Annotated in this window: 17 protein-coding genes and 1 pseudogene; 12 read left to right on the forward strand and 6 right to left on the reverse strand. The window is 74.8% G+C overall.

The window, feature by feature from the left end:
• Positions 1-106 precede the first annotated feature (106 nt).
• The 5 genes and pseudogenes from ABZ321_RS42975 to ABZ321_RS42995 form a co-directional block, all read left to right on the forward strand.
• Positions 107-1,060: pseudogene (locus tag ABZ321_RS42975) on the forward strand (xylan 1,4-beta-xylosidase); the annotation flags it as partial.
• The gene (locus tag ABZ321_RS42980) at positions 1,057-1,695 is read left to right on the forward strand and encodes a hypothetical protein (protein WP_354901511.1); all 639 of its coding nucleotides are present in this window, start codon (positions 1,057-1,059) and stop codon (positions 1,693-1,695) included. The pseudogene ABZ321_RS42975 and the gene ABZ321_RS42980, both read left to right, overlap by 4 nt.
• Before the next feature lie 8 nt (positions 1,696-1,703).
• Positions 1,704-3,683: a beta-galactosidase gene (locus tag ABZ321_RS42985; RefSeq protein ID WP_354901513.1), complete on the forward strand. Its 1,980-nt coding sequence runs from the start codon at positions 1,704-1,706 to the stop codon at positions 3,681-3,683.
• Positions 3,680-5,602: an alpha-glucuronidase gene (locus ABZ321_RS42990; RefSeq protein WP_354901515.1), complete on the forward strand. Its 1,923-nt coding sequence runs from the start codon at positions 3,680-3,682 to the stop codon at positions 5,600-5,602. Before ABZ321_RS42985 ends, ABZ321_RS42990 begins: the two co-directional genes overlap by 4 nt.
• A 16-nt stretch (positions 5,603-5,618) precedes the next feature.
• Positions 5,619-7,262, forward strand: coding sequence for a cellulose binding domain-containing protein (locus ABZ321_RS42995; protein WP_354901517.1), 1,644 nt, complete (start codon positions 5,619-5,621; stop codon positions 7,260-7,262).
• A 20-nt stretch (positions 7,263-7,282) separates the two neighbouring features.
• Here the strand turns inward: ABZ321_RS42995 and ABZ321_RS43000 are convergent, their stop codons facing one another.
• Positions 7,283-8,035 carry a helix-turn-helix domain-containing protein gene (locus tag ABZ321_RS43000; protein WP_354901519.1) on the reverse strand — a complete coding sequence of 251 codons (753 nt, stop codon included), beginning with the start codon at positions 8,033-8,035 and terminating at the stop codon, positions 7,283-7,285.
• A gap of 102 nt (positions 8,036-8,137) precedes the next feature.
• Here ABZ321_RS43000 and ABZ321_RS43005 point away from each other — a divergent pair, with 102 nt between their 5' ends.
• Together ABZ321_RS43005 and ABZ321_RS43010 are read left to right on the forward strand one after the other, a co-directional pair.
• Positions 8,138-8,875, forward strand: a complete 738-nt coding sequence (locus ABZ321_RS43005; protein WP_344498781.1) for a Crp/Fnr family transcriptional regulator — start codon at positions 8,138-8,140, stop codon at positions 8,873-8,875.
• A gap of 24 nt (positions 8,876-8,899) precedes the next feature.
• On the forward strand, positions 8,900-9,187 hold the full coding sequence (locus ABZ321_RS43010) for a DUF1905 domain-containing protein (protein ID WP_354901522.1): 288 nt from the start codon (positions 8,900-8,902) through the stop codon (positions 9,185-9,187).
• Here ABZ321_RS43010 and ABZ321_RS43015 read toward each other — a convergent pair.
• The 3 genes from ABZ321_RS43015 to ABZ321_RS43025 all read right to left on the reverse strand — a co-directional run bounded on the left by ABZ321_RS43015 (position 9,184) and on the right by ABZ321_RS43025 (position 12,003).
• Positions 9,184-10,464 carry a cellulase family glycosylhydrolase gene (locus ABZ321_RS43015; protein ID WP_354901524.1) on the reverse strand — a complete coding sequence of 427 codons (1,281 nt, stop codon included), beginning with the start codon at positions 10,462-10,464 and terminating at the stop codon, positions 9,184-9,186. The genes ABZ321_RS43010 and ABZ321_RS43015 overlap by 4 nt on opposite strands.
• Before the next feature lie 289 nt (positions 10,465-10,753).
• The gene (locus tag ABZ321_RS43020; RefSeq protein ID WP_354901526.1) at positions 10,754-11,647 is read right to left on the reverse strand and encodes a M56 family metallopeptidase; all 894 of its coding nucleotides are present in this window, start codon (positions 11,645-11,647) and stop codon (positions 10,754-10,756) included.
• Positions 11,644-12,003, reverse strand: a complete 360-nt coding sequence (locus ABZ321_RS43025) for a BlaI/MecI/CopY family transcriptional regulator (protein WP_344498789.1) — start codon at positions 12,001-12,003, stop codon at positions 11,644-11,646. The genes ABZ321_RS43020 and ABZ321_RS43025 overlap by 4 nt, the downstream gene beginning before the upstream one ends.
• 81 nt (positions 12,004-12,084) lie before the next feature.
• Here ABZ321_RS43025 and ABZ321_RS43030 point away from each other — a divergent pair, with 81 nt between their 5' ends.
• From ABZ321_RS43030 to cydD, 3 genes are read left to right on the forward strand one after another with little or no spacing between them, the layout of a single operon-like run.
• Positions 12,085-13,443, forward strand: a complete 1,359-nt coding sequence (locus ABZ321_RS43030) for a cytochrome ubiquinol oxidase subunit I (RefSeq protein ID WP_344498791.1) — start codon at positions 12,085-12,087, stop codon at positions 13,441-13,443.
• Between the two features lie 10 nt (positions 13,444-13,453).
• Positions 13,454-14,470: a cytochrome d ubiquinol oxidase subunit II gene (cydB, locus tag ABZ321_RS43035; RefSeq protein WP_354901528.1), complete on the forward strand. Its 1,017-nt coding sequence runs from the start codon at positions 13,454-13,456 to the stop codon at positions 14,468-14,470.
• Positions 14,471-14,499: 29 nt separating this feature from the next.
• A complete protein-coding gene (cydD, locus tag ABZ321_RS43040; RefSeq protein ID WP_354901530.1) occupies positions 14,500-18,246 on the forward strand; it encodes a thiol reductant ABC exporter subunit CydD in 3,747 nt (1,248 codons plus the stop codon).
• On the opposite strand, the gene ABZ321_RS43045 is transcribed toward cydD, so the two are convergent.
• Positions 18,161-18,739, reverse strand: coding sequence for a TetR family transcriptional regulator (locus ABZ321_RS43045; protein ID WP_354901532.1), 579 nt, complete (start codon positions 18,737-18,739; stop codon positions 18,161-18,163). The genes cydD and ABZ321_RS43045 overlap by 86 nt on opposite strands.
• Before the next feature lie 67 nt (positions 18,740-18,806).
• Here ABZ321_RS43045 and ABZ321_RS43050 point away from each other — a divergent pair, with 67 nt between their 5' ends.
• Both ABZ321_RS43050 and ABZ321_RS43055 read left to right on the forward strand, forming a co-directional pair.
• Positions 18,807-19,946 (forward strand): alkane 1-monooxygenase, encoded by a 1,140-nt coding sequence (locus ABZ321_RS43050; RefSeq protein WP_354901534.1) that lies wholly within the window; start codon positions 18,807-18,809, stop codon positions 19,944-19,946.
• Positions 19,947-20,041: 95 nt separating this feature from the next.
• Positions 20,042-21,178, forward strand: a complete 1,137-nt coding sequence (locus ABZ321_RS43055) for a cellulose binding domain-containing protein (RefSeq protein ID WP_354901538.1) — start codon at positions 20,042-20,044, stop codon at positions 21,176-21,178.
• Between the two features lie 34 nt (positions 21,179-21,212).
• Here ABZ321_RS43055 and ABZ321_RS43060 read toward each other — a convergent pair whose 3' ends face one another.
• Positions 21,213-21,878, reverse strand: coding sequence for a DUF4386 domain-containing protein (locus ABZ321_RS43060; RefSeq protein WP_344498803.1), 666 nt, complete (start codon positions 21,876-21,878; stop codon positions 21,213-21,215).
• Positions 21,879-21,881 lie beyond the last annotated feature (3 nt).

Raw genomic sequence — 21,881 nt, forward strand, 5'->3', positions numbered from 1 at the left:
TTGCGGTTGACGGACTCGGGACGGCGGCTGCTGCGGTGGGTACTGACGAAGGTCCTCTCGCCCCAGGAATGGCAGGAGGTCAGCGACGGGTTGCCAGGTCACCGCGCACGCCGTGAAGGACGTCGACGCCGGGCTCCAGGTGGGCGGGCCGGCCCTGTCGCCGGGCGCGGACGACGGCTGGCTGCCGCGGTTCGCCGAGTTCGTGGCCGCGCGCGGCGTCCCGATCGACTTCGTGAGCCGCCACGCGTACACCTCCGGCCCCGCCCAGCACGTGCCCTTCGGCGTGCACCAGACGCTCGCGCCGGCGGCGACGCTCCTGGAGCAGTTCGCCGCGCCGGGCCGGCAGCTCGCCGGCACGGCCCTGGAAGGGCTGCCGGTGCACATCACCGAGTTCAACTCCTCCTACCGCCCAGACAACCCCGTCCACGACACCGCGTTCCACGCCGCATACCTGGCACCGGTCGTCGCGGCGGCGGGGGACCTCGTGGACTCGTTCTCCTACTGGACGTTCTGCGACGTGTTCGAGGAGGCCGGGGTCCCGGCGGCGCTGTTCCACGGCGGGTTCGGGCTGCTCACCCACCGGCAGATCCGCAAGCCCACCTTCCACCTGTACGCGTTCCTCGCCCGGATGGGCGGCGAGGTCCTCGCGCGCGCCGACGACCACCTCGTCACCCGCGACGGCACCGGCCGGGTCACCGTCCTGGCATGGGCCGCCGGGCAGGGATCCGACGGGCACCGCGTCCGGCTGTCGGTGCCCGTCGGATCCCCGGCCGTCACCGCGTACGTGGCCCGCTCGTCGGTGTCGGAGGAGGCGGGCAACGCCTGGGCGGCGTGGCGGGAGATGGGCAGCCCGCGATCGCCCGGCGCCCGGCAGCTCGACGCGCTGCGGGAGGCGTCCGAGCCGGCCCGCCGCCACTGGAGCGCGCCGGTCGTGGACGGCCGGGCGGAGCTCGACCTGACCCTCGCCGTGCACGAGGTGACCCTGGTCGAGGTGACCGCGGTGCGCGACGAGACGCCGCCCTGGTGGGACGACACGCGGCTGCTGGGCGGCCCGGCATGAAGCTCGGGCGGCTCGCGGCGCGGGTCTACACGCTGCTGGTGGTGGAGCTGCTGCTGGTCGCCACCGTCGCGCCCGGCCTGGCGCTGCTGGTCCTGCTCGACCGGAGCGTGCTCGTGGCCGTGGGTGTCCTGCCGGTCGGGCCGGCGCTGTCCGCCGCGCTCTACGCGCTGCACCGGCAGCCGGCCGACCTCGCCGACCTGCACCCCGCCGCCGCGTTCTGGCGCGGCTACCGGCTCAACGCCGCCGCCGCGCTGCGGATCTGGGCGCCGCTGGTGGCGGTGCTGACCGTGGTGGCCGTCAGTCTCCTGCACCGGGATGCGGCGGGTGTACCGGTGTGGTGGTCGGGCCTGCTCGTGCTGCTCGCCGCGGCGGCCACGCTCGTCGCCGTCACCGCGCTCGTCATCGCGTCGCTGTTCGTCTTCCGGCCCGCCGACGTCCTGCGGCTCGCCGCCCACTTCCTCGCCGCCCTGCCGGCCGTGACCCTCGGCACCGCGGGTCTGCTGCTGGCGGCGCTCGGCGTCACGGTGCTGCTGTCGGAGGCGGTGCTGCTGCTCCTCGCCGCCGGGTTCGCCGCCGCGCTGCTGGTCGTCTGCCGGCCGGTGATCGCCGGCATCACCGAACGGTTCGTGACATGAACACGGGCATGAGCTCGAGACTGGACGCGCTGCGGGAGCGGCTCGGCGGGATCGCGTTCGGCGGCGACTACAACCCCGAGCAGTGGGACCGCGCCGTGTGGGACGAGGACGTCGCCCTCATGCGCGAGGCCGGCGTCAACCTCGTCACCGTCGGCGTGTTCGCGTGGGCGTCGCTGGAGCCGTCGCCCGGCCGCTTCACCTTCGAGTGGCTCGACGAGGTCATGGACCTGCTGCACGCCAACGGGATCAGCGTCGACCTCGCCACCCCGACCGCGGCGCCGCCGGTGTGGCTGTCCCACGGGCACCCCGAGGTGCTGCCCGTCATGGAGGACGGCGAGGTGTTCGGGTTCGGCAACCGGATGCACTACGACCCGACCTCGCCGCGGTACCGCGAGCACGCCGCCCGGATCACGACCGCGCTCGCCGAGCGGTACTCCCACCACCCGGCCCTCGCGATGTGGCACATCGGCAACGAGTACGGCCCGGTCGCGTACACGCCGTCCGCGGCGGCCGCGTTCCGGGCATGGCTGCGCCGCCGGTACGGCGACCTCGACGCGCTCAACGCCGCCTGGTACACGACGTTCTGGAGCCAGCGCTACACCGCCTGGGAGCAGGTGGACCCGCCGGAGGTGCCGCGGTCGTGGTCCAACCCGGCCCGCCGCCTCGACTTCCACCGGTTCGCCTCCGACGCGCTGCTGGAGTGCTTCGTCATGGAGCGCGACATCGTCCGCGCGCACCGCGACGACCTGCCGGTCGTCACCAACTTCATGCGCTTCCACCGCGGCGCCGACCTGTGGCGGTGGGCGCCGCACGTCGACGCCGCGGCCCTCGACATCTACCCGGACCCGGGGCAGCCCGACGCGCACGTCGCCGCCGCGCTCAACTTCGACCTCATGCGGTCGCTGCGCGGCGAGCCGTGGCTGCTCATGGAGCAGGCCGCCGGCGCCGTCTCGCAGCGGCGGGTCAACCACGCGAAGCGCCCCGGCCTGATGCGGCTCGGCTCCTACCAGGCGGTCGCGCACGGCGCCGACAGCGTCCTGTTCTTCCAGTGGCGGGCGGGCCGCGGCGGCCACGAACGCTTCCACTCCGCGATGCTGCCGCACTCCGGCACCCGGGCCCGCACCTGGCGGGAGGTCGCGGCGCTCGGCGCCGAGCTGCCGCGGATCGCGGCCGTCGCCGGCACCGGCCCGCGCGCCGAGGTTGCCGTCCTGTTCGACTGGAACGCCTGGTGGGGGCTGGAGGTCACGCACGGGCTGCCGCGCAACGACTTCGACTACCCGGCGACCGTGACCGCGCACTACCGGCCGCTGCTGGAGGCGCACCATGCGGTCGACCTGGTGTCGTTCGGCTCCGAACTGGGCCGGTACCGGGTGGTGGTCGTGCCGAACGCGTACCTCGTCGACGACCGCTGCGCCGCGGCCCTCGAAGACTTCGCCGCCGCCGGCGGGACCGTGCTGTGCTCGTTCTTCTCCGGCGTCGTCGACGAGGCCAACCAGGTGCGGCAGCCCGCCTATCCGGGCGCGTTCGGGCGGCTCATCGGCGCCTGGATCGACGAGTACCTCCCGGCCGGGTCGTCGTTCGGCGTGCGGTTCGCCGGCGGGCGCACCGTCCGGGCCGACTGGTGGCAGGAGCGCATCCACCCCACGACCGCGTCCGTCGTCGCCTCCTACGTGGACGGTGACCTCGCCGGGTGGCCCGCCGTCATCGCCGACGGCCGGGTCACCTACATCGGCACGCGGCTCGAACCCGAGGCGCTGCGGGACGTGATCCTCGGCGCGGTCGCCGCCGCGGGCGTCCAGCCGGTCGTCGCGGGCGCACCGTCGCATGTGGAGGCGACCCGGCGGGGCCGGTTCCTGTTCCTGCTCAACCACTCGCCGGCCGAGGCGGTCACGGTGCCGGCGGACGGCACCGACCTGCTCACCGGCCGGATCCTGGAGGGCGCGGTGACCCTGGAGCCGCTCGGCGTGGCCGTCATCGAGGTCCCATGACGGACGTCCACCCGGCCTGGCTGCCCCCGGCGGCGCTGCGGGCGATCGGCTCCCGCCGCGTGTCCGTGCGCGGCGACGGCCTGCTCGTGCGCACCGTGATCGCCGAGGTCGCGCAGGCATGCGGGCGTTACGGCGGCGCGGTCGTGTCCGGCGGCGCCGACCTGGTGCTCGCGGTATCCACAGTGGAATGCGGGCCGGAGGGGTTCGCGGTGTCCCGCGACGGAGGGATCACCACCGTCGCCGCCGCCGACCCCGCCGGGCTGCTGTACGGGCTGTTCCACCTCGCGCGGCTCGGCGAGGCCGCGTTCGGCGCGCCGCACCCGCCGCGGGTGCACCGGCCCGGGTACGCCCGCCGCATGCTGGACCACTGGGACAACGTCGCCGTGCACCCCGTCATGGGCCAGGTCGAGCGCGGCTACTCGGGCGGCTCGCTCTTCTGGCACGACGGTGCCCTGCGCGAGGACCTCGGCCGCGTCACCGGCTACGCACGGCTGCTCGCGGCGTGCGGCATCAACGCCGTGACCGTCAACAACGTCAACGTCCACGCGACGGAGGCGCGGCTGCTCACCGACCGGCTCGGCGACGTCGCCACCCTCGCCGACGTCTTCCGCCCGTACGGCATCCGCGTCCACCTGTCGGTGAACTTCGCCGCGCCGCGCGACGACCTCGGCACCGCCGACCCCCTCGACCCGCGGGTGCGGGCCTGGTGGGCCCTCGCCACCGACGCCGTCTACGCGGCGATCCCCGACTTCGGCGGGTACGTCGTGAAGGCCGACTCCGAGGGGCAGCCGGGACCGTTCGCCTACGGACGGACCCACGCCGACGGCGCGAACGTCCTCGCCGCGGCGCTCGCCCCGCACGGCGGCGTCGTGCACTGGCGGGCGTTCGTCTACGACCACCGGCAGGACTGGCGCGACCGGCGCACCGACCGGGCCCGCGCCGCGCACGACCACTTCGTGGCGCTCGACGGCCGGTTCCTGGACAACGTGGTCCTCCAGGTGAAGCACGGCCCGGTCGACTTCCAGCCGCGCGAGCCGGTGTCGCCGCTGATCGCCGCCGTGCCCGCCACCGACGTCGCCGTCGAGCTGCAGGTGACCCAGGAGTACACCGGCCAGCAGCGCCACGTGTGCTACCTCGCTCCGATGTGGAGCGACGTGCTCCGGTGCGCCCGCGGGATGGCGGTCCTGGACGGCCTCGTCGGCGTCTCCAACGCCGGCGACGACCCGTTCTGGACCGGGCACCCGCTCGCGCAGGCCAACCTGTACGCGTTCGGCCGGCTCGCGTGGGCGCCGGACCTCGACCCCGTCGCGATCCTCGACGAGTGGATCGGCCTGACGTTCCCGGCCGCCCCCGACGAGCTGCGGGAGACCCTGCACGCGGTCATGGACGACTCGTGGTGCACCTACGAGGCCTACACCGCGCCGCTCGGCGTCGGGTTCATGGTCCGCCCCGGGCACCATTACGGCCCGGACGTCGACGGCTACGAGTACACCCCGTGGGGGACCTACCACTTCGCCGACCGCGACGGCGTCGGCGTGGACCGCACGTGCGCGACCGGGACGGGCTTCGCCGGGCAGTACCCGCCGGCGCTGGCCCGCGTGTACGAGTCGGTCTACGACTGCCCCGACGAGCTGCTGCTGTTCTTCCACCACGTGCCGTACGGGCACATCCTGCACGACGGCGGCACCGTCATCCAGCACATCTACGACACCCACTTCGCCGGCGCCGACGCGGTCGTGGCGATGCGGGACCGCTGGGCGAGGCTGCCCGTGTCATCGGTCGGCCCGGCGTTCGCCGCGCGGGTGTCGGCGCTGCTCGACGAGCAGGTGCGCAGCGCCGCCGAGTGGCGCGACCAGATCAACGCGTACTTCTTCCGCAAGTCCGGCGTCCGTGACGCCCACGGACGCCGGATCCCCTGACCCGAAGGGAGCACCGATGACCAGACCCCGCCTGATCGCCGTCGCGCTGGCCGTGGCGATGGCGGTCGCTGCCGGCGTCACCATCGCGTCCGCCGACGCGGCCGTCATCGTGTCCGCAGCAGCATCCACAGTGGAGGACGAGGGCGCCGACTGCCCGGTGCCGGCGCTGCCCGACGCCGGCGCGCTGCCCACCAACGCGAAGCTGCCCGACCCGTTCAAGCGCCTCGACGGCACCAGGATCACCGCGAAGTCCGACTGGCGGTGCCGGCGCGAGGAGGTGAAGAAGCTGGCGGAGAAGTTCGTCTACGGCGAGAAGCCCGCGCGGCCGCAGAGCGTCACCGGCACCGTGTCCAGCACCGGCGTCACCGTCAACGTCACCCACAACGGCAGGAGCGCGTCGTTCTCCGCCCGGGTGGAGCTGCCGGGCGGCGCCGGCCCGTTCCCGGCCGTGGTGGTGCTCGGCGGGTTCGGCGCCGACACCGCCGCCATCAAGGCCGCCGGCGCCGCCGTGATCAGCTACGACCCGTACGCCGTCGGCAAGGAGGGCACGCCCCGCACCAACAAGCAGGGCGCGTTCTACAGCGTCTACGGCGCGCAGAGCAGCACCGGGCTGCTGATGGCGTGGGCGTGGGGCGTCAGCCGGATCATCGACGTCGTCGCCCAGTCCGACGGCCGGATCCTCCGGGCCGACGCGATGGGCGTCACCGGATGCTCCCGCTTCGGCAAGGGCGCGTTCGTGGTCGGCGCGTTCGACCAGCGGATCGCGCTGACGATGCCGATCGAGTCCGGCAGCGCCGGCGTGCCCATCTTCCGCGGCATCCCCGGCGAGGGCGCGCAGAGCCTGAGCAGCGCCTACGGCGAGCAGCCGTGGCTCGGCGACGCCTTCGGCACCTTCACGGGCAACCCCGCGCGGCTGCCCGTGGACACGCACGAGATGGTCGCGATGGTCGCGCCGCGCGGGCTGTTCATCATGGACAACCCGCACATCGCGAACCTCGGGCCGCGCTCGGCTAGCGTCGCGGCGCTGGGCGGCGCCGAGGTGTACAAGGCGCTCGGCGCGGGCGACGCGATCACGTACTGGTCGGACGTGCAGGACGGCACGCACTGCGCGAACCGGCCCGAGTGGCGGACCCCGCTGCAGCAGCACATCCAGCGGTTCCTGCTGCGCACCGGCAGCAGCGCGGGCACGTTCCGCATCTCCAGCCGGGCGGCGGGGCGGCTGTCCGACTGGTCCGACTGGCAGACCCCGGTGCTGAGCGACGGGCCCCCGCAGTCGCCGTCGCCGTCCGCGTCGGTCTCCGTGTCGCCGTCTGTGTCGCCGTCTGTGTCGCCGTCTGTGTCGCGGTCCCCGTCGCCGTCCTCGCAGTCCGCGGGGCAGGGGTGCACGGCGGTGGTGACGGTGCAGAACGTCTGGGACGGCGGGTTCGTCGCCTCCGGGCGCGTGACCGCCGGTGGCGCGCCGCTCTCGGGGTGGACGGTCCGGCTCGCCCTGCCCGCCGGCAGCGCGATCACCAACGTGTGGAACGGCAGGCTCACCGGTACATCGGTGGCCAACGCGACCTGGAACGGATCGCTCGGCGCGGGGGCGTCGACCGAGTTCGGCTTCCAGGGCACCGGGCCGGTGTCGGGTCTCGCCGTCACCGGCTGCGCCGCCGCCTGAGGTCCTCCGCCGCCGGGCGCTCAGACCTGCTGGAGCGCCCGGCGGATGGCGGCGGCGACGTGCTCGGGGTCGCGCTGGTCATGCACCACGATGACGGCGGTCCCGTTGCCCCTGCTGTCGCCCTTGCTCGTGGCGCCGGCGCCCGTTTCGGCGCCCGCTCCAGGCGCCGCTCCAGACCCCGCTCCAGACCCCGCTCCATGGCCCGCTTCAGAGGTCGCGAACAGCGACACGACCTGCGCCATGGCGGCGTCGAGCTCCGCGGCGGGCTCGGCGGTGTCGCGCCGCAGCCACCGCCGGAGCACGTGGTTGTGGGCGGAGACGACGGCGGCCGCCATCAGCTCGGCCCGCAGCGCCGCGCCGGGGGCGGGACCCCACGACTCGGCGATGAACTCGCGGAAGAGCCGCTGGTACCGCGCGACGCTGGCGATCTCCCGGTCCCGCAGGGTCGAGATCCGGCTGGTGAGCGCATACCGCAGACGGGCCCGGTCCCCCTCCTCCACGTATCGCAGCAGGACGAGGCGCACCGCTTCGGTGACCGCCACGATCGCCGTGTCCGCCGTCGACGTCGCGAGGCGCTCCTTCACGGTCGCGAGCAGGCGGTCGTGATCGGGGAAGATCACGTCCTCCTTCGACCTGTAGTGGCGGAACAGGGTGGTGCGGCCGACGCCCGCCCGGTCGGCGATGTCGTCGGCGGTGGTCTGCTCGTAGCCGCGTTCGTCGAACAGCGCGAGTGCGGCGTCGACGAGCCGGTCACGTACGGGAATCGCGGTCACAGTTCCCCATCCTCCCGCATCGCTCTGACCTGTTGCTTTCCGGTCCCGGTATCCAGTACCGTCCCAATGGTACGCAGTACCGCATCGATCTGGGGAGGACACATGGTCCTGACGTTCGGTTCCAGCGCCGCTACGGCCCGCGCGCTGGCCTACGACCCGGTACTGCGTTCCACCGACCTGTTCCGCAGCGTCGACCCTGACTCCGCCGCCGCGCTGGCCCAGGAGTTCGAGCGGGTCGACGCGGACCGGGGCACGGTCCTGTTCACCGAGGGTGACCCCGGCGACCGGCTCTACATCCTGCTGTCGGGCAAGGTGAAGCTGAGCCGCCGCTCCCGCGACGGCCGCGAGGGCCTCATGGCGCTGCTCGGCCCGACCGACCACTTCGGCGACTTCGAGCTGCTCGACGGCGGCCCCCGCGTCGCCGCCGCCACCGTCGTCTCCGACGCCCGCCTCGCCGTGCTGCCCAAGACGGTCCTGGACCGGTGGATCGCCCACCACCCGCACGTGGCGGAGCAGCTGCTGCGGGTCATCGCCCGGGGCATCCGCGGCCACCGCGCCGCCGTCGACGACCGCCTCTTCAGCGACGTGCCCGGACGGGTCGCCGGCCGGCTCATCCAGCTCGCCCAGCGCTTCGGCGTCGCCGAGGACGGCGCCACCCGCGTCGTGCACGACCTCACGCAGACGGAGCTCGCCCAGTTCGTCGGCGCCTCGCGGGAGTCGGTGAACAAGGTCCTCGCCGAGTACGCCGCCCGCGGCTGGGTCCGCCTGGAGCACAAGTGCGTCGTCATCCTCGACAACGCCCCGCTCGTCCGCCGCGCCCAGCGGGGCCGCCGCCGCTGACCGGCGTCTCTTAGGCTGGTCCGCGTGGACCTGGAGTTCAGCGGCGAGGTGTGGCACTGGCGCGGCCCGTCCCCGTTCCACTTCGTGACGGTGCCGGAGGACGAGTGCGCGGCCCTGCGCTCCGCGGCCGCCCTCGTCACCTACGGCTGGGGCATGATCCCGGTCGCCGTGCGTCTCGGCGGGACCACGTGGACGACGTCGCTCTTCCCGAAGGACGGCGGCTACGTGGTCCCGCTGAAGGACCGCGTCCGCAAGGCCGAGGACATCGACCTCGGCGACACCGTCACCCTCCGCCTCACCGTCGCCGCCTAGCGGGCCGGGGGCGTGACCGCGGCGACCATGGCCGAGCGCGGTGAGCGCTTGCCGAGCAGGCTCCGGGCATACACGGCGTAGGTGTACTCCGTCGAGCCCTTCAGGCCCTTGAGTGTCACCTCGGCGCGGTTGGTCGTCACGACCCGCGTCTCGGCCGCGCCGTTGACGGCGACCACCAGGTACGTCGTGCCGCCTATCCTGTCCGGGCGGCGCTGCCAGGTAAGTCGGACGCTGGTCGGGGTCACGTCCGTCACGGTCAACCCCCGCGGGGCGCGGCTCTTGGGGTCGACGCCGGCCGCGGCCACGGTGTTGCGGAACACCGTCGCCTCGCGCGTGTCCGAATCAAGGCCGTTGGGGCCGTTGATGAACCGCCGTCCCCACGCCGTGCGGCTGTTGCGGTCGAAGTTGTTCACCAGGTCCAGGTAGCTGAACTGCTTGTCGTTGCCGCTCCAGGACCAGCCGAGGTAGCCGAGGTGCTGTGCCTGCGCGGTGGCCATGATGGCGTCCTCGTCCGGCTTGCCCCACTGGTGCTGGCTGGAGAACTCGCCGATGAGGATCGGCAGGTGGCGCTCGGTGAACGAGGTGAGGTAGCCGCTGACCTTCGGCGCGGTGTCGAACATGCCGTACATGTGGATGTCGAACGCGGTGTTGCCGGTGGGGTCGGCGGCGAGCACCCGCTCGGCGTTGTCGCGCATGATGAACGACTCGTCCTGGCCCCAGCCGGGGCCGTCGACCAGCAGCGTGTGCTTGAAGCCGGCGGCGCGCAGCCGGCGGATCGCGTCGGAGGTCTGCTGCACCCAGGGCCACGTGGTGCCGTTTGCGAACGGTTCGTCGGCGATGTTGACGAGGACGTTGTCCTCGTGGCCGGCCAGCGTGTCGCGCAGGCTGAGCCAGAACTGCACCGCTTCCGACATCGGTGCCGCCTTCTTGTCCTGGCCGAAGCCGGCGGTGTCGTGGGCGTCGAAGATACAGATCAACCGGTTCCGCTGGCACAGCTCGACGACGGTTGCCACCTCCCGCGCCGGGGCCCGCCGAAACTGGTGGCCGATGCCGAGGGTGACCCGCACCGCGTTGGCGCCCGCCGCCTTGATGGCCGCGAAGGAGCTGTTGTGGTCCGGGTACCACATGAAGTCGTGGTTGACGCCGCGCAGCACGAGGTCGCTGCCGTTCGCCTCGACGAGCCGGCCGTCGCGAACCTGGATGCCGATGTGCGGCTCGGCGGCGTGCGCCCGGCCCGGAGTCAAGAGCGCGGCCAGGAGCGTGGCGACCGTCAGCACCGTCAGCACCGCCCAGGTCGGGCCGGCAGTACGCGGTCGAGCCAGGCGCTTTGTGCGCGCAGGCAGAACGTCGTCGCGCCTGGCCGGCCCGAGCGACACCTGGGCGTCGGTTGTCACGGCCCCTGCGGATACCCCGGGTCGTCCGCTCCTACCCGCACCACCGGGTGACCCGGTCCACCCCTGCCGCTCGGATGGGCGGCGACCGGCGCCGCATCGGCTGTCCGCGTAGCCGCCCAACCGGCCCCCCACACTGCGGTGGCTCGGCAGGGCGCTCGGGCTGGGCTGAGACCTAGAGCGGCCAGTGCCGCATGGCGGTGTCCAGCCAGGGGACGACCAGCAGGACCGTCGGCAGGACGAGGATCGCGGCGGCCAGGGTGTAGACGGCGGCGGCGAGGCGGCGGTCGGTGGGGGCGGCGCCCGGGGCCAGGCGGTCGAGGCGCCACCGGCGCTCGCGGTCGGTGTCGTGCGGCTCCAGCTCGAGGTCGCCGGCGGGGCCGCTGAGTGACCGGAGGGCCGCGTGCACCGGCTCGTCGCCGTGGGCGCGGCGGGCGGCGTCGTCCGCCAGGGCCTCCAGGAGCAGGTGGACGGCGTCCAGGGGGGCGCGGCTGCGCAGCGGGGCCGGGACCGCGCGGTAGAAGGCGGTGAACGACTCCATCACCACGTCGTGGCGGGCGCGCAGGTGGGCCCGCTCGTGGGTGAGGACCGCGGCCACCTGTGGCTCGCTGAGCAGGCGCAGGGTGCCCTCGCTGAGCACGATCCTGGGGGAGCGGCCCGGCACGCAGTACGCGAACGGCAGCCCGCCCTCCAGGACCCGCAGCGGCACGTCGCCGTCGATCGCGGCCCGGGACAGCAGGTCGGCGAGCAGGCGGTGGCGGGCACGGCGCACCCGCGACCGGTACGCCACCAGGAACAGCGACACGAGCAGCCGCACGACGATGATGCCGGCGACGGCCAGGGCCGCGACGAGGGCGGCGACGGCGAGCGTGGTGCCGCGCGCCCGGACCAGCTCCTCGGGGCCGGCGAGCACCACGCCCAGCGCGCACAGGACGGCGGCGAGGGTGATCGCCTGCCACAGCGCGACGGCGGCGCCGGGGGCCCGGGCCGTCCAGCGCGCCCTGGCGAGGGGGCCGGGGACGACGAGCGACAGGGTCAGGCCGAGCGCACCCAGCAGGAGCGCGGTCACCGGGCTCTGGCGGCCTTGATCGCCGCGGCGAGCGCGTCCGGGCCGATCCGCCCGACGAAGTGCGCGAGGGCCGCGTCGCGGGCGGCGCCGTCCGGTGCGCCGCTGAGGGCGTCGAGCATGAGGGCCGCGGTCATCTCCTCGCGCGTCTGGGTGGCGGCATACCGGTAGGCGCGGTCCGCCTTCTGCTGCGTGACCACGCCCTTCTTGGCCAGCCGGTCCAGCACCGTCATCACGGTCGTATACGCGAGGCCGCGCGACGGGTCGAGCCGCTCGTGCACCTGCCGGACGGTCAGCGGCTCCCCGGCGTCCCACAGCTGCGCCATGACCTCGCGCTCGAGGTCCCCAAGTCCGGCCATGCCGCCAGTGTAACCGGGATTACGGTGCGCGTCGTACTACAACCCGTAGTATCTACTACGAGATGTCGTAGAGGGGGACTCATGGACGTGCTCGACCTGACCCGGCTGCAGTTCGCGGTCGTCACGCTCTACCACTACCTGTTCGTGCCGCTGTCGATCAGCCTGTCCGCGGCGACCGCCGGCCTGCAGATCGCCTGGATGCGCACCGGCGACGACAAGTACCGGCAGCTCACGATGCTCGTCGGCAAGCTGCTCATCGTCACCTTCGCCGTCGGCGTCGTCACCGGCCTGGTGCAGGAGTTCCAGTTCGGGCTCGCCTGGAGCGAGTTCGCCCGCTTCTACGGCGACGTCTTCGGGCCCACCCTCGCCATCGAGGGCATGCTCGCGTTCTTCCTCGAGGCCACGTTCCTGGCGCTGTGGTACTTCGGCTGGGACCGGCTGTCGCGCCGGGTCCACCTGGCGACCATCGTCGTCGTCGCGGTCGGCACCCTGCTGTCGGCGTTCATCATCCTGGCCGCGAACTCGTTCATGCAGCACCCGGTCGCCTACGAGCTCGACCCCGCCACCGGCCGGGCCCGCCTCACCAGCTTCAGCGAGCTGCTGCTCAACAAGGTCAACCTCGCCGCGTTCCCGCACACCATGGCCGGCGCGGTCATGGTCGGCGGCGCGCTCCTGCTCGCCGTCGGCGCCTGGCGCCTGAGGGATGCCGCCGACGGCGACGCGTTCGCCACCCTCGCCCGGGTCGGCGCCTGGATGACCGCCGCCGGCGGCGCGCTCACCGCGCTCACCGGCGACCACCTCGGCAAGGTCATCACGCAGGTGCAGCCGATGAAGATGGCCGCCGCGGAGGCGCTCTACGCCACCACGACCGGCGCGCCGTTCTCCATCTTCGCGGTCCCCGGCTTCAGCATCGAGGTGCCCCGGCTGCTGTCGATCCTCGCGTACGGCAGCCCCGACGCGACCGTCGCCGGCATGGACGACCTCCAGGCGCAGTACAGCGCCGCCTACGGCCCCGGCAGCTACGTGCCGATGATCCCGGTGGCGTTCTGGACCTTCCGCCTCATGATCGGCGCCGGCATGCTCGCGATGGGGTTCGCGCTGCTGTACCTGTGGCGCACCCGGCGCGGCCGCCGGCCCGCGGCGTGGACGGTCCGGGCGGCGATCCTGCTGCCGCTGCTGCCCGCCGCCGCCAACAGCCTCGGCTGGATCTTCACCGAGACCGCCCGACAGCCGTGGATCGCGTTCGGCCTGTCGAAGGTCGCTGACGGCATCTCCCCGGGGCTCACCGCCGGCGAGGTCCTCGCGTCGCTGCTCGCGTTCACCGCCGTCTACGGCGTCCTCGCGGTCGTCTGGCTGCGCCTCGTCCGGCACCTCGCCCGCAAGCCGTTGTCAGCGCCTGTACCGGTGGCCGCCGACCCCGAACCCGCCCTGAGCTACTGAGGAGACCCCGATGAGCCTCGTCGTCATCTGGTACGCGCTGATCGTCCTCTGCTGGGTCCTGTTCTTCGTCCTTGAGGGGTTCGACTTCGGCGTCGGGCTGCTCAGCCCGCTGCTCGGCCGCGACGAGCACGAACGCGCCGCCGCCGTGCGCACCATCGGCCCGTTCTGGGACGGCAACGAGGTGTGGCTGGTCGCCGCGATCGGCGTCACGTTCGCCGCGTTCCCGTCCTGGTACGCGGCGCTGCTGTCCGGCCTGTACCTGCCGATGGTCGCGATCCTGCTGCTGCTCGCCGGCCGCGGCGTGGCCCTGGAGTTCCGCGGCAAGCACGACTCGCCGCGCTGGCGCCGCCGGTGCGACCTGGTCCTCGCCGCCTGCTCGGCCGGCGTCGTGCTGCTGTGGGGCGCCGTGCTCACCGTCTTCGTCCGCGGGCTCGCCCTCGACGCCGGCGGCGAGGTCACCGGCGTCGGCCTGGCCCGCACCCTCACGCCGGTCCTCACCCCGGCGGCCGGCCTCGGCGCGCTGCTCGCCCTCACCGCCGCCGTCCTGCTCGGCGCCACCTTCCTGGCCCTGCGCACCACCGGCCCAGTCCGCCGGCGGGCCGGGCTGCTGGCCCGCCGGGTCGCCCTCACCGCCGCCGTCGCGGCGCTCGTCGTCGCCGCCGGTGCCGCGCTGGCAGGGGCCGCCGCCACGGTACTGGTCGCGTCGGCCGCGGCCGTGCCCCTCGCCGGGGTCGCCGTCCTGACCCGCCGGGCCGGGACCCGGTGGGAGGCCGGCTCGTTCGCCCTGGTCGCGGTCGCGGTCGCCGGCGCCGTCGTGGCCACGCTGACCGCCAACGGCGACGTGGTGCTGCCGAGCACCCTGTCGGGCGCGTGGTCGCTGACGATGTCCGAGGCCGCCGCGACCGGCCCCGCGCTGCGCCTGATCAGCGCCGCCGCTATCGTCGTGCTCCCCGGCGTCCTCGTCTACCAGGCGTGGTCGTACCGCGTCTTCCGGCAGCGCGTCGCCAGCGAGCGGGTCGCCTCGTGAGCCGGGAGAGGGGTCGTTTCACGGGCCGGGTGGCGGATCGCTTCACGGGCCGGGCGGGGCGTCATGGGGGCACGGCGGCGCGGACGGCCCGGGGGCCCGTCGACCCGAGGCTGCTGCGGCACGCGCGCAGCAGCCGGGCGGGGATCGCGCTGCTCGCCGTCATCGGGGCCGCGCAGGCCGCCGCGACCGTCACGCTCGCCGTGGTGGTCACCGGCATCGTCGTGCGCCTCGCCGCGGCGGAGCCCGTCGGCGCCGGAGCCCTCGCCGCGCTCGCCGGGGTGTACGCCGCCCGGGCCGCCCTGACGTGGGCGGAGCAGGTCGCCGGCCGCCGCACCGCCGCCCGCGTCACCGACGAGCTGCGCCGGTCCGTGCTGGCCGCGGCGCTGCGGCGCGGGCCCGCCTGGGTGGCCGGGCACGGCAGCGGGCGGCTCGTCGCGGTCCTCGGCGGCGGCATCGACGCGCTGCGGCCGTGGTTCAGCGGATACCTGCCGTCGCTCGTCCTCGGCGTGGCCCTGCCGCCGCTCGTCGTCGCCGCGATGCTCTTCGCCGACCCCGCCTCCGCCGTCGTCGTCCTCGTCACCCTCCCGCTCGTGCCGCTGCTCGGCGCGCTCATCGGCTGGGCCACCCAGCGGCGCGCCCAGGAACGCTGGCAGGCGAGCGCCCGGCTCGCCGGACACTTCCTCGACGCCGTCCGCGGCATCGCGACGCTGCGCCTGTACGGCCGCGCCGAACGCCAGACCGCCGCCGTCGCCCGCATGACCGACGCCCACCGCGCCGCGACCGTGCGGGTGCTGCGGGTCGCGTTCCTCTCCTCGACCGCCCTGGACCTGGTCGGCACGCTGTCCGTCGGGCTCGTCGCGGTCGAGGCCGGGCTCCGCGTCGCCGCCGGCCACCTCGACCTCGGCCCCGCGCTCCTGGTGATCCTGCTCGCCCCCGAGGCGTACCGGCCGCTGCGCGAGGTCGCCGCCCGCTTCCACGCCAGCGCCGACGCGGCCGCCGTCATCGCCGACGTCGATCGGATCCTGACGGACGCCGACGCCGGGCCGCGCTCCACTGCGGTCGGTGAAGGGCCCGGCCTGGTGGCGGCCGGTGTCCGCGTCCGGCACCCCGGCGCCGCCGTCGACGCGCTGCGGCTGCCCACCCTGGCCGTCCACAGCGGAGAGCTCGTGGCGCTGCGCGGGCCGTCCGGCGCCGGGAAGACCACGACGCTGCGGGTGCTGGCCGGGCTGCAACCCGTGTCGGCCGGGTCGGTCGCCGTGGGTGGGGGACAGCCGCTGTACCTGCCGCAGGACCCGACGCTGCCGCACGCCCGCACGGTCGCCGAGGCGGTCGCCCTCGACGGCGAGACCCGCCCGGCCGACGCGGTCGTGCTCGGCGCGCTGCGGACCGTCGGCCTCGACACCGAGATCCTGGCCATGCCCGGCGGCCTCGACACGCCCCTCGGCGAACGCGGCCAGGGCCTCTCCTCCGGGCAGCGGCAGCGGCTCGCCCTGGCCCGGCTGCTGCGCCAGGCCGCCACCGCCCCCGCCGTCGTGCTGCTGGACGAGCCGACCGCCCACCTGGACGCCGCCGCCGAACGCCGGGCGGTCGCCGAGCTGCACGCCCTCGCCGCCCGTGGCTGCGCCGTGCTCGTCGTCGCGCACCGGCCCGCCGTCCTCGCCGCCGCCGACCGGACCGTGGCCGTCACCCCACCCACGCGGCACGCGCCCCCGTCAGCCGCGCCGGCCACCGTGCTGTCACCCGCGCCGCCGGCCGCCGCGCTGTCGGCTGTGCCGCCGGCCGCCGTGCTGTCGGCTGTGCCGCCGGCCGCCGTGCTGTCAGCCGTGCCGCGGGCCGCCGCGCTGTCGGCTGTGCCGCCGGCCATCGCGCCGGTGCCGGACGGTGCCGGGGCGTCGGCCGCCGACCCACACCCCGCGCGGACCGACGACGCGCCGCGCGGACGCGGATGGCTGCGGAGCCCGGCGGTGGCGGTCGGGCTGGGAGCCGGGTCGTGGATCGCCGGGCTCACGCTCATCGCGGCGGCGGTGTGGCTGCTCGTGCGGGCCGCGCAGCTGCCGCCGGTGCTCACCCTGTCCGGGGCCGTCGTCCTGGTGCGGGGCAGCGCCGTCGCGCGGCCGTTGCTGCGGTACCTCGAACGCCTGGTCTCGCACGAGGTCGCGTTCGCGCGGCTCGGCGCGTGGCGGGCCGAGGTGTACGCCGCCCTCGTCCCCAGGGTGCCCGGGCCGGCCCTGCACCGCCGCGGCGACCTGCTCAGCAGAGTCGTCGACGACGTCGACGCGCGGGTGGACGGGGTGCTGAGGGGTCGCCTGCCCGCGTACGCCGTGGGCGTCGCCCTCGCCGCCGCCGTCCTCGCCGCCGCCACGGTGGACCCGGCCGCCGCGACCGCCCTCGCCGCCGGGCTCGCGGTCGCGGCGCTGCTCGCACCGTGGCTCGCCGCCCGGCACGCGGCCCGGGCCGACGCCGCCACCGGCAAGGCCCGCGCGGAGCTGCGCGACGCCGTCGTCGAGACCGTCGAAGGCGTCGAGGACCTCGCGACCCGCGACCCCGCCGCCGCCCTCGCCGTCCCCGGCCGCCGCAGCCGCACCCTGTCGCGCCTGGAGGCCCGCGCCGCCTCGACCGCCGGCACCGCGTCGGCCCTCGCCCAGGTCGGCTGCGGCCTCGCGGTGCTCGGCGTGGCCCTCGCCGCCGCGGCCGGCGGCCACTCCGGCGAGGTCGCCGCGATGCTGCTCCTCGGCGCGGTCGCCCTCGCCGAGCCCGTCCTCACCCTCCCCGACGCCGCCATCGCCCGCCGTGCCGCCGCCGGCGCGACCGGCCGCCTCGCCGCCGTCGCCGCGCTGCCCCGTCCGGCTGCACCGGCCGCCGTGTCGGCCGTCGCACCGTCCACAGGGGACGGCGCAGCGGTGGGGGACGACCCGACCTTGACCGGCGCCGCCATCGCCCGCCGTGCCGCGGCCGGCGCGACCGGCCGCCTCGCCGCCGTCGCCGCGCTGCCCCGTCCCGCTGCACCGTCCACAGGGGACGCCGCGGCGGTGGGGGACGACCTGACCCTGACCGTGGAGCACCTCGCGGCGGGCTGGGATCCGCGGCGGGCGCCCGCGCTGCGCGGGCTGGACCTGCGGCTGCCGCCGGGGCGGCGGGTCGCGGTGCTCGGCGCGTCGGGCAGCGGGAAGTCGACGCTCGCGGCGGTGCTGGTGCGGATGCTCGACCCCCGGGAGGGCCGCGTCACGCTCGGCGGCGTCGACCTGCGGGACCTGCCCGACGCCGTGCTGCGCTCCACCATCGGGCTCGTCGGGGACGCCGCGGACCATGTGTTCGCGACCACGGTGCGGCAGAACCTGCTCCTCGCCCGGCCCGCGGCGACGGACGACGAGCTCCGCGCGGCGCTGGCCGGGGCGCGGCTCGGGCCGTGGCTCGGCAGCCTGCCGGAGGGCCTCGACTCGTGGCTCGGCGAAGGCGGCGCGACCATCTCCGGCGGGCAGCGGCGCCGGCTCGCGATGGCCCGGGCGCTGCTCGCCGGGCCGCGGGTGCTGGTGCTCGACGAGCCGACCGAGGGCCTCGACGAGCAGGAGGCGGCCGCGCTCATGGCCGACCTGCTGGACGCCGCCGCGGGCCGCACGGTGCTGCTGCTGACCCACCGCCACGACGGCCTGGAGCACGTCGACGAGGTGTACGACCTGGTCGGCGGCCGGCTTACGGCACGAGCAGGCGCACCAGCACGTCCGTCAGCTCCTCCGCGGCCTGCTCAGGAGGCTGTGACGGCTGCACGATGTGGCTGACGACGAGCCGTACGATCGACTCCGCCGCCGCGGCGACGACCTTCGGGTCATGGCCCGGCAGGTGGGTGCCCGCCCACTCGACGACGACGGCGGTGGCCGCAGACAGCAGCAGGTCGAGGCGGGTGGTGAGGTAGGGGAGCAGCCCGTCGGCCCCGGTCAGGATGGCCTTGATGAGTGGGTTGGCGTCCGCCTCGACGAGCGTGTGCCGGATCGCGGCGTGTCCGGCGGCGCGGACGTCGGCGCCGTGGCGCAGCAGCACGGCCCGCACGTCGCCGACGAACAGCCCGATCTCCCGCGCCGCCAGGGCCTCGGCGAGGCCGGCCTTGTCGCCGAACTCGTTGTAGACCGTCTGGCGGCTCACCCCGGCGGCGACGGCGACGTCCGCCATCCGCACGCCCTCCCAGCCGCTGCCGATGGTGAGGTCCCGGGCGGCGGTCACGAGCGTCTCGCGCAGCCGCGCCCGGTTCGTCTCCCGGTACGTCACCGGCAGCATGCTAGACGCCGGACGTCGATGCGTCCAGATTCTTGACACGGAGGCGGGTCGTGTAAACCATTGCGGCATGACCGTCGATGCCTGGCGGGACCGCCGCCTGCCGCTCTGGCCCCTCGCGCTCGTCGTGCCCGCCCTGCCCTTCGCCGGGCTCGCCCTGGCCGGAGGCCCCGCCGGGCCGTGGGGCTGGTGGCTGGCGCCCGTCGTCGTCTTCGGGCTGATCCCGCTCGTCGACCTCGCCTTCGGCGACGACCGGCAGAACCCACCGGAGGAGGCGGTGCCGGCGCTGCAGCGCTCCCCGTACTACCGGTGGATCACATACCTGTACCTGCCGGCGCAGTACGCGGCGCTGGTCGTGACCTGCCGGGAGTGGGCGGCCGGGGTCGGCCCCGCCGCCGGCGCGGGGCTGGTGCTGACCGCCGGCATCGTCAACGGCATCGCCATCAACACCGCCCACGAGCTGGGCCACAAGCGCGAGCGGGTGGAGCGGTGGCTGTCCCGGATCGCGCTCGCCCCGACCGGCTACGGGCACTTCTTCGTCGAGCACAACCGCGGCCACCACGTGCGGGTCGCGACCCCGGAGGACCCCGCCAGCGCCCGGCTCGGCGAGTCGTTCTGGCGGTTCTGGCCGCGCACCGTCGCCGGCGGCCTGCGCTCCGCGTGGCGCCTGGAGACCGCCCGGCTGAGGCTGCGCGGCCGCAGCCCGTGGACGTGGCGCAACGACGTGCTGACCGCGTGGGCGATGACCGTGCTGCTGTTCGCGGCGCTGACGGCCCTGCACGGCTGGACGGTGCTGCCGTTCCTCGCGCTGCAGGCGGTGGCCGGCTTCTCGCTGCTGGAGGCCGTCAACTACCTGGAGCACTACGGGCTGCTGCGGCAGCCGACCGGGACCGGCCGGGCGGAGAAGGTCGACCCGCGGCACAGCTGGAACAGCGACCGCCTCGTCACGAACGTCTTCCTGTTCCAGCTGCAGCGGCACAGCGACCACCACGCGAACCCGCTGCGCCGGTACCAGACGCTGCGCACGTTCGACGTGTCGCCGCGGCTGCCGGCCGGCTACGCGACGATGGTGGTCGTCGCGCTGGTTCCGCCGCTGTGGCGCCGGATCATGGACCCGCGCGTGCTCGCCCACTACGGCGGCGACGCGTCCCTGGCCAACCGGGACCGTAACTTTCACGCCCCGCCCGCTGCCCGGGCCGCCACCGGTTGACCGTTGTCGATGCGTGCGCCTACCTTCCCCACGCGAAGCCAGTCGAAGCGCTTCGACGCGTGTCAGGCACGCGTGTCAGCGAAGGAGGGGCCGCCATGCGAAGGCGCACCGCTGTACTCCTGTCCACCGCGGCGCTCGGCGCGGCCGCGGCCGGCGTCGTCGTCACGGCGCCGAACGCGTCGGCCGCCACCGGCTGCCGCATCACGTACACCATCGCCAACCAGTGGCCGGGCGGGTTCGGCGCGAACGTCACCGTCACCAACCTCGGCGACCCGGTCAGCGCCTGGACCGTCGTCTGGTCCTACTCGGCCGGGCAGACGGTGACCCAGGCGTGGAGCGCGACCGTGACCCAGAGCGGGTCGCAGGTCACCGCGAAGAACGCCGGCTACAACGGGTCCCTGGCCACGGGGGCGAGCACCTCGTTCGGGTTCAACGGGTCCTGGACCGGCAGCAACCCGGTGCCGGCGAGCTTCACCCTCAACGGCACCGCCTGCGCCGGCGGCGTCTCCACGGCGAGCCCGACGCCGTCCCGGACGCCGTCGAGGACGCCCAGCTCGACGCCGTCCAACCCGGGCACCGGCGTGCCGTCCGACGCCGCCTGGGTCGCCACCGGCGCCTGGGACCAGTGGACGAACAACGGGTACACCGTCATCAACGACGTCTGGGGCTCCGGCGCCGGGCCGCAGACCATCTGGGCCCGCAGCGGCACCAACTGGGGCGTCGTCGCCGAGCACCCGCGGACCAGCGGCGTGAAGTCCTACCCGCACACCGGCAAGACGCTCAACCGCACGCTGAGCTCGCTGAGCTCGGTGCGCAGCTCGTTCAACGTCAGCGTGCCCGCCGACGGCGACTACGCCACCGCGTACGACATCTGGGCCAACAACAACGCCTACGAGGTCATGATCTGGGCGAACCAGCACGGCGCGGTCGGCCCGATCGCCGAGTCGTACGACGCGAACGGCGCGGTCCCCAACGCCCGCAACGTCAGCGTCGGCGGCCACACCTGGAACGTCTACCGCGGCTCGAACGGCGCCAACGCCGTCTTCTCCTTCGTGCGGACCAGCACCACGAACGCCGGTACCGTCGACGTCCTGGCGGTCCTGCAGTGGCTGCGGACCCAGAACTGGTGGGGCGACGTGACCATCGGCCAGGCCCAGTTCGGCTTCGAGATCACCGGCACCGCGGGGCGGGCCGCCTTCGTCGACAACAGCTTCTCCCTCGACTACAGCTGAGGCTGGGGCTGCGGACGGGGCCCACGGCTGAGACCTACAGCTGCGGCTGGAGCTGGGGCTCAGGCTGCGGGGCGGTCCGGCGCACGCCACGGACGATCAGGTAGCCGACCATCCACAGTTCGCCGACGGTCGCGGGCAGGACCAGCAGGTCCGCGGCCGCCGGCACGACGTGCTCGCTGAACGCGGCGAGCACGTAGCCGACGCCGCCGGCGACGAGGATCCAGCCGAGGGCGCGGGGCATCCAGCCGGAGCGCAGCACGCACCAGCCCATCGGGATCAGCCACAGGCCGAAGAAGAGCCCGCCGGCGCTCCAGAGCGCGCCGCTCACCAGGTACAGCAGCTGGACCTGCGCGCCGTCCCGCACCGACAGCGTGGTGCCGAGCAGCGCCGCGCTGACCAGGATGACGACCGCGTTCACGGTGCCGAAGACGGCGATCGCGCCGGCGGCGAAGCTGTCCGCGGTGCGGAACAGCCGGTAGAACCACAGCGCGGCCAGCGCCTGCGTCAGGACGGTCAGCAGCTCCAGGGCGACCCCGGCGCGGGCCAGCGACCCGTGCGCGGTGACGTTGGCAAGGGTGGCGGCCGGGTCGCCGTCGACGAACAGCCGCGAGCGCACGAGCAGGAACCCGAGCCCGCCCGCGACGGCGAGGCCGAGGTAGAGCAGGCCGGTGACGCGGGCGGTGCGGACCAGCGGGTCCATGTC

The organism is Dactylosporangium sp. NPDC006015 (assembly GCF_040614215.1).
Lineage (GTDB): Bacteria > Actinomycetota > Actinomycetes > Mycobacteriales > Micromonosporaceae > Dactylosporangium > Dactylosporangium maewongense.

Bases quoted from the DNA above. Each gene is read 5' to 3' on its own strand.
- ABZ321_RS42995 (WP_354901517.1), top strand. From the start codon at position 5,619: ATGACCAGACCCCGCCTGATCGCCGTCGCGCTGGCCGTGGCGATGGCG.
- ABZ321_RS43005 (WP_344498781.1), top strand. From the start codon at position 8,138: ATGGTCCTGACGTTCGGTTCCAGCGCCGCTACGGCCCGCGCGCTGGCC.
- ABZ321_RS42990 (WP_354901515.1), top strand. From the start codon at position 3,680: ATGACGGACGTCCACCCGGCCTGGCTGCCCCCGGCGGCGCTGCGGGCG.
- ABZ321_RS43045 (WP_354901532.1), bottom strand. From the start codon at position 18,739: ATGCTGCCGGTGACGTACCGGGAGACGAACCGGGCGCGGCTGCGCGAG.
- ABZ321_RS43055 (WP_354901538.1), top strand. From the start codon at position 20,042: ATGCGAAGGCGCACCGCTGTACTCCTGTCCACCGCGGCGCTCGGCGCG.
- cydB (WP_354901528.1), top strand. From the start codon at position 13,454: ATGAGCCTCGTCGTCATCTGGTACGCGCTGATCGTCCTCTGCTGGGTC.
- ABZ321_RS42985 (WP_354901513.1), top strand. From the start codon at position 1,704: ATGAGCTCGAGACTGGACGCGCTGCGGGAGCGGCTCGGCGGGATCGCG.
- ABZ321_RS43050 (WP_354901534.1), top strand. From the start codon at position 18,807: ATGACCGTCGATGCCTGGCGGGACCGCCGCCTGCCGCTCTGGCCCCTC.
- ABZ321_RS42980 (WP_354901511.1), top strand. From the start codon at position 1,057: ATGAAGCTCGGGCGGCTCGCGGCGCGGGTCTACACGCTGCTGGTGGTG.
- ABZ321_RS43025 (WP_344498789.1), bottom strand. From the start codon at position 12,003: ATGGCCGGACTTGGGGACCTCGAGCGCGAGGTCATGGCGCAGCTGTGG.
- ABZ321_RS43030 (WP_344498791.1), top strand. From the start codon at position 12,085: ATGGACGTGCTCGACCTGACCCGGCTGCAGTTCGCGGTCGTCACGCTC.
- ABZ321_RS43060 (WP_344498803.1), bottom strand. From the start codon at position 21,878: ATGGACCCGCTGGTCCGCACCGCCCGCGTCACCGGCCTGCTCTACCTC.